The organism is Candidatus Proelusimicrobium excrementi (assembly GCF_937881865.1).
GTDB lineage: Bacteria > Elusimicrobiota > Elusimicrobia > Elusimicrobiales > Elusimicrobiaceae > Proelusimicrobium > Proelusimicrobium excrementi.
Genome location: NZ_CALGEO010000034.1, coordinates 1 through 5,609, shown reverse-complemented (window position 1 = coordinate 5,609; position 5,609 = coordinate 1). Strand labels below are relative to the sequence as shown.

3 protein-coding genes, 1 pseudogene and 1 riboswitch are annotated in these 5,609 nt (G+C 45.2%); of the genes and pseudogenes, 3 read left to right on the top strand and 1 reads right to left on the bottom strand.

Going from position 1 to position 5,609, the window contains the following annotated elements:
• The 3 genes and pseudogenes from ACQY26_RS01965 to ACQY26_RS01955 all read left to right on the top strand — a co-directional run.
• A pseudogene (locus ACQY26_RS01965) lies at nt 1-1,317 on the top strand (hypothetical protein); the annotation flags it as partial.
• 212 nt (nt 1,318-1,529) lie between these two features.
• Entirely contained in the window at nt 1,530-2,276 is a 747-nt protein-coding gene (locus ACQY26_RS01960; protein ID WP_428047399.1) for an ion transporter, read from the top strand.
• Nucleotides 2,258-3,676 carry an MFS transporter gene (locus ACQY26_RS01955; RefSeq protein WP_428047398.1) on the top strand — a complete coding sequence of 473 codons (1,419 nt, stop codon included), beginning with the start codon at nt 2,258-2,260 and terminating at the stop codon, nt 3,674-3,676. Before ACQY26_RS01960 ends, ACQY26_RS01955 begins: the two co-directional genes overlap by 19 nt.
• 52 nt (nt 3,677-3,728) lie before the next feature.
• Here ACQY26_RS01955 and ACQY26_RS01950 read toward each other — a convergent pair whose 3' ends face one another.
• Nucleotides 3,729-5,075: a basic amino acid/polyamine antiporter gene (locus ACQY26_RS01950; RefSeq protein ID WP_428047397.1), complete on the bottom strand. Its 1,347-nt coding sequence runs from the start codon at nt 5,073-5,075 to the stop codon at nt 3,729-3,731.
• A gap of 152 nt (nt 5,076-5,227) precedes the next feature.
• Nucleotides 5,228-5,399, bottom strand: a riboswitch (Lysine riboswitch).
• Between the last annotated feature and the right edge of the window lie 210 nt (nt 5,400-5,609).

Sequence of the window (5,609 nt, the reverse complement as noted above, 5' to 3'; positions counted from 1 at the left end):
ATGATGTACAAAAATGCCGGCTCTTTCCTTATGATTTTGCCCCCCGTCGCATTCCAGCTTTGGGATAAATGGAGCCCCAGGTATTATACCGATGACGGCACCGTTAACGGCACTCCGCTCACCTATCAAGGCAATGACATTTATGCGGACGGCAAACTTAAATTGACCAAAGGTCAGGCAATACTTGACGAAAAAGGCGGACCGCTGCTCCATAAACATACGGACTTTTCAGTTTCCAACCCCGTATTATTGGGTTTAACCGCGCTTATACTCTATAAATTCCGTACGGCGCATTTCTCTAAAGAAATCGGTGCGGTACAGGGATATCAAATGAGCCAGTCCGTAAAACCTATAAGTTGGCTTGGTTCTTCCAAATTCGCAACCGGCTTTAACAATTATTTCTACAGGCCTACTTTCGGCGTACTTAAAGAATCTGTAAATTCAGCGAAAGTTCTGTTCAGGAAAGACGTTCTTCCTTTAACCTTTGCGGGATTCGGCGCCTTGGGCGTGGAAGCTTCAATGTTCAATAAGTACAGCCAAAGCGAGGCTAACGCCTATCTGCGCAATGAGGACAGCCCTGTTCACGTCGGAAGTGAAACTTGGCGCCCTGTAATAGCCACAACGGCTTTGGCTCTGCCGCAGTTCGCCGTAAGATATTACTCCAAGCCGCTTATTAGGGCTTTGGGCGGAGAGAACCCCGCTACATACAAAAAGATTATCGGCCTTTCTTTAGGTTCTGCCGCTATGGGTACCGGTTTGCTGGCCATTGAAGACGATCCTTGGACTTTCGCCGCAGGCATGGCCTTAGTCGGCGCGGGTTTTGCAAACACCACCAACGGCATATTAATGACCGGCGAATATAACCTTATCCGCGCCGGTGCAGGCAAAGGCGTGCTTACGGATTGGAAAGTGGCTTACCCCGCTGTTCATATAGGTATGTCCGTAGTGCCTGTGGTCCATAACTACTTTGCCGATAAAGAAGTTGAAAAAGACCCTGAAAATACAAGCAAAACCAAGGCCTTGCAGGATAATATATGGATACCGGCTTCGGTCCTCTTCGGTACGGGCTTGTTATACGGTAAAGGTTCGGGCGTATTAAACGGCAAATTCTTTGCCCCGATAAAACACGGTGCGGCCTTAACGTTCCCTTATTCAATAACAAATAATTGGCTTAATCGTACGGATACCCCTTCGTTCTTACAGGTTCCTTCGTTTACGCCGTCATTTGACTTCAGCGTTCCTTCTTTAAGCGTTTCGCCTTATAATCTTAATTCCGTAGGAACGCAGGGCTTACAGCCGCAGAACGCGGGCAATTAAGCCTAACGCCAAAAAGTTTACAAAAGGCCGCCTTAACCGGCGGCCTTTTTGCATTTGAAAAAGCTGCGTTTTAAAAAGCGGAATAATTTTCCGCCTGCAAGGTGGGCCGAGATGCCCTTGCCTTCTGCTGCCTTTGAATTTTTCCTCAAAGAGTTCCTCCCCCTCTTGTAAGTTTAATTTTTTAATTTAATATAATTTAAGAGGGTATTTTTATGATTGAATATTATAAAAAGATAAAACAGAAGGCTTATAATTTGTTAAACGCGGGGTGGTTTGTAAGCTTGATTTTGGCTCTTATATTTCTAAATATCCCGCTTTCTTTGTTTTCGCTTTCCGGGCGATTAAGCTTTGACGACATCATCGCCATAGAATTTTGCGATTTGATAATTACGATAGTGTTTTCCTTTGAGTATATTTTAAGACTTTGGACGGCGGATCTTTCCCCAGATTATCACGGCAGCCGCCTTCGTTTTGCGCTTCGCCCGGCAATGATTATAGATTTTTTGGCGATAGTGCCCATGGTTTATATCAATATTAAGCCTTTAAGGACTTTGCGCTTTTTAAGGCTGTTCAGGATTTTAAAATTGGTGGAATATTCCCGTCCGCTTAAACTGATGTTCGGCGTAATTTATCAGAGCCTTGATTCTTTGGTTACAGTCGGTTTCGTTATGGGCTTTTTACTTACCGTAAACTCCTTTTTGATTTATTATTTTGAGCATTCCGCCCAGCCGGAAGTCTTTAAAAATATTTACGACGCCATTTGGTTCACCGCGATGACTTTCTGCCAAGCCGGTGCGGAAATATCGGTGGTAACGGAACCGGGCCGCCTGCTTAAAATAATTACGGCTTTTTGCGGGATAATGCTTTTTGCGGTTTATTCCGGTATATTTTCTTACGGGTTTATGAACGCGAGCAAAGCCGATAAGGAGAATAAGGAAAAATGCCGGAAGAGCATTTGACGCAGCCATCTTGGATAAGAAGCAAATACTTTGCGTTTTTTATAGTTGTTATAGGCAACTTTGCCGGAGCTTTGGATACAAGTGTCGTCAATATAGCTTTGCCGGTAATGTCCAAATATTTCAACGTAGGCCTGACGCAGATACAGTGGGTAATAACGGCCTATTCTTTGGGCATAGTAAGCATACTGCCCATAAGCAGCAAGCTGGGCAATCGGTACGGCCAAAATAAAATATACAGTTTGGGCTTTATTCTGTTTGGTTTGGGCTCTTTGCTCTGCGCCCTTTCCTCTTGCCTTGCCGCTTTGATAGTTTCCCGCTTTATACAGGCAAGCGGTTCGGCTATGCTTTTTGCCTTGGCGCAAAGCGTCGTAGCCAATATGTTTACCGGCGTAAAAAGAGGGCAATTCCTGGGAATGATAGGTTCCGTGGTCGCTTTGGGTAGCATAACGGGGCCGAGTTTGGGCGGAATTTTGTTGGATACTTTCGGCTGGCAGGCTTTATTTAATATAAATTTGCCGCTGGCGGCTTTCGGCGCGTATTTTGCTTACAAGTCCCTGCCAAGCGTAAAAAGACGCAAACTGGGCAAAATCAACGCAAATTCGGCCATGCTGTTTATGGCTTTAAGTATTTGTTTTTTTACCGCGCTTTCACTTGCCGAGCAGGCCGGTTTTACAAGCCCGCACATAATAGTCATGCTTGGTGTTTCGGCGGTTTTGGCGTTTTTCTTTTTCCGTCATGAGAAAAGAACCAAAACCCCTCTTTTAAATTTGTCTTTATACGGCAATAAAGTTTTTGCTTACGGCAACGCCGCCATGATGCTGGTGTTTATAGCCACAAGCGTCAACGGGCTTTTGATACCGTTTTATTTGCAGGATATTTACGGCCTGAGCGCTTTTAAAACCGGCACTTTGATACTGTTCTACTCCGTGCCCATGATATTGGTTTCCCCTTTAAGCGGCAGGCTTTCCGGCTATATGGGTGCAAGAAAGCTGACCGTGGGATCAATGGTAATTTTGATTTTCGGGCTTTTGTGGTATATGAATATCGGCCTTGAGTTTAAGGAATATCAGATAATTATCGGGCAAATTGTTTTGGGTATAGGAAACGGTATGTTCAACTCCCCCAACAATAACAGTATTATGAACGCGATAGAACGCAAGTTTTATAATGACGCAAGCGGCTTAAACTCTCTTGCCAGAAATACGGGCATAGTTTTAGGCGTTTCCTTAACGGTAAACATCTTTGACGGACTTATTAAATTCCTGCAAAAAGGCGGGGCGGAACATACTGCGGCGTTTATATCCGCCTACCATATAACTTTGGGCCTGGCGGTACTTGCCGCGGCCGCCGCAGGCGTTTTATCCTATTTGGGTAAAGAGCCGGATAAGAAAATTCTGTAAATGTTAATTTCCGAAGATTAAAAAACCCCGGCTTAAACCGGGGTTTATATTGTTATTTGGCGGATTTTCTTTCCTTTTGGGCTACTAAGAATATCGGTATGCCCGCGGCGAAGAATATTAACGCCATCGCCAAATATTTTAAATCCGCCGCGTAAATAAGCCACAGCGCATATATCGAGCCCAGCACGCCGGTAATCATAAGCTTGCCTTTGGAAAGGCCCCACTCCCTGCGGAAGTGTTTTGCGCGGGAATTTCTTATAAGATAAAGCGTAGTAACCAAATAAGCCGGCAGTATCATTACGGCCGTTATGTTGAGCATGGTATCCCATGCGTTTGCCGAGAAGAAAGCTATAAACAGCGCGCATTGCATGCCTATCGTGGTGATTAACAGCGAAAATGTCGGCGCGGCGTTTTTATTTTCTTTCGCGAAAATTTTTGGGAATGTACCTTCTTTCGCGGCGGCAAACGGGGCTTCTATAGAAATAAGCTCCCATGAAAGCCAAGCGAACAAAACGGAAATAATCAGGCCCAAATTCATTATAACCGCGCCGGTTTTGCCGATAGCCGCTTCCAGTACGCCCGCCGTGGACGGATTGGCGTAAGAGGTTATTTCCGCCCTTGTAAGGAATCCGAAAGGCAGCAGAGAAATAAGCATATACACGCCCAAACAGGATAAAAAGCCAAGTAAAGTGGCTTTGGCAACATAGGATTGTTCTTTCGCCCTGCCGGATAGCACCACGGCGGATTCTATGCCGATAAAGCACCAGAGTGTTACTACCATGGTTGAGCGGACGTCGCCGATAAGCGTTTTAAAACTGAAGCCTTCAAAAGTAAGATTGTTGAAAAGCCCTGTTTTAAAAACGTCCCATTTAAACATTATAAAAGCGACTATTATAAAAAACACCAAAGGCATTATTTTTGCGATGGTGCCGAATAAGTTTATTACGGCGGCGGTTTTTATGCCTTTCATAATAAGCAGCATAAAAGCCCAGATTATAAAGCTTGAAAGAAGCAGGGCGTTTATATTGTTTCCGCCGGTAAAAAAACCTTTAAAAAAGTAATTTAAAGCCTCCATCATTATAACGGCCATGGCTATGTTTGAAAACACGTTTGACAGCCAATAGCCCCAGGCTATAAAAAAGCCCGCGCGTTTGCCGAAGCCGTCGCGCGCATAAGCGAAAATGCCCGCCGTCAAATGCGGCTTTATATTGGAAAGTATCCTAAACGTTTCCGCTATAAAAAACATCCCGAGCCCGGTTATCAGCCATGCCGTCAAGACGGCGTCAGCCGGGGCGGCCGAGGCCATATTCTGCGGAAGCGAGAATACGCCAGAGCCCATCATAGAACTTACCACAAGCCCGCAAAGGCCCGCGATACCGAGTTTCATTGAAGCTTTCATTTTGTTTCCTTTCTTTGCCCCGGTACAGGGCGTCCGGCTTGTTCTCTCCCCGCCGGTTGGGAAAATAAAAAAATGGACCGCCATACCAAGCGCTCCATGAAAAATCTCTGAATCGGCCTTTCCACAAAAAACGGAAAAGCAAAGGTTCACAGGCTCTCGATAGCGCTTCACAAATATATTTGTGACAGTCCGTCAGATCTTATCTGCCGGCCCAGCCATATCGGTTCAGGCTGCCGATACGCTTCGGCGGTATCCCCTTTCCTGCGCGCCGGCTGCCCGGCCTTGACACACAGTACTCTTGAATCCCGCGCCTCTATCTTGGGGGGTCATTTTTTCTGCATATTAGCACGTTAAATCGTGTCTGTCAATGCCCTCTCATGAAATTTGTATATTTTGCAGATTAGTTATACAATGACCGAGGGTTTTTGTGGCTATTTACATAAAAATCAGCCCCACATTTTGATTGATATGCATAAAAATCCATTTTACTTATCTGACCACAGTAAAATAAACATGGAGCCGCCGCAGATTTTG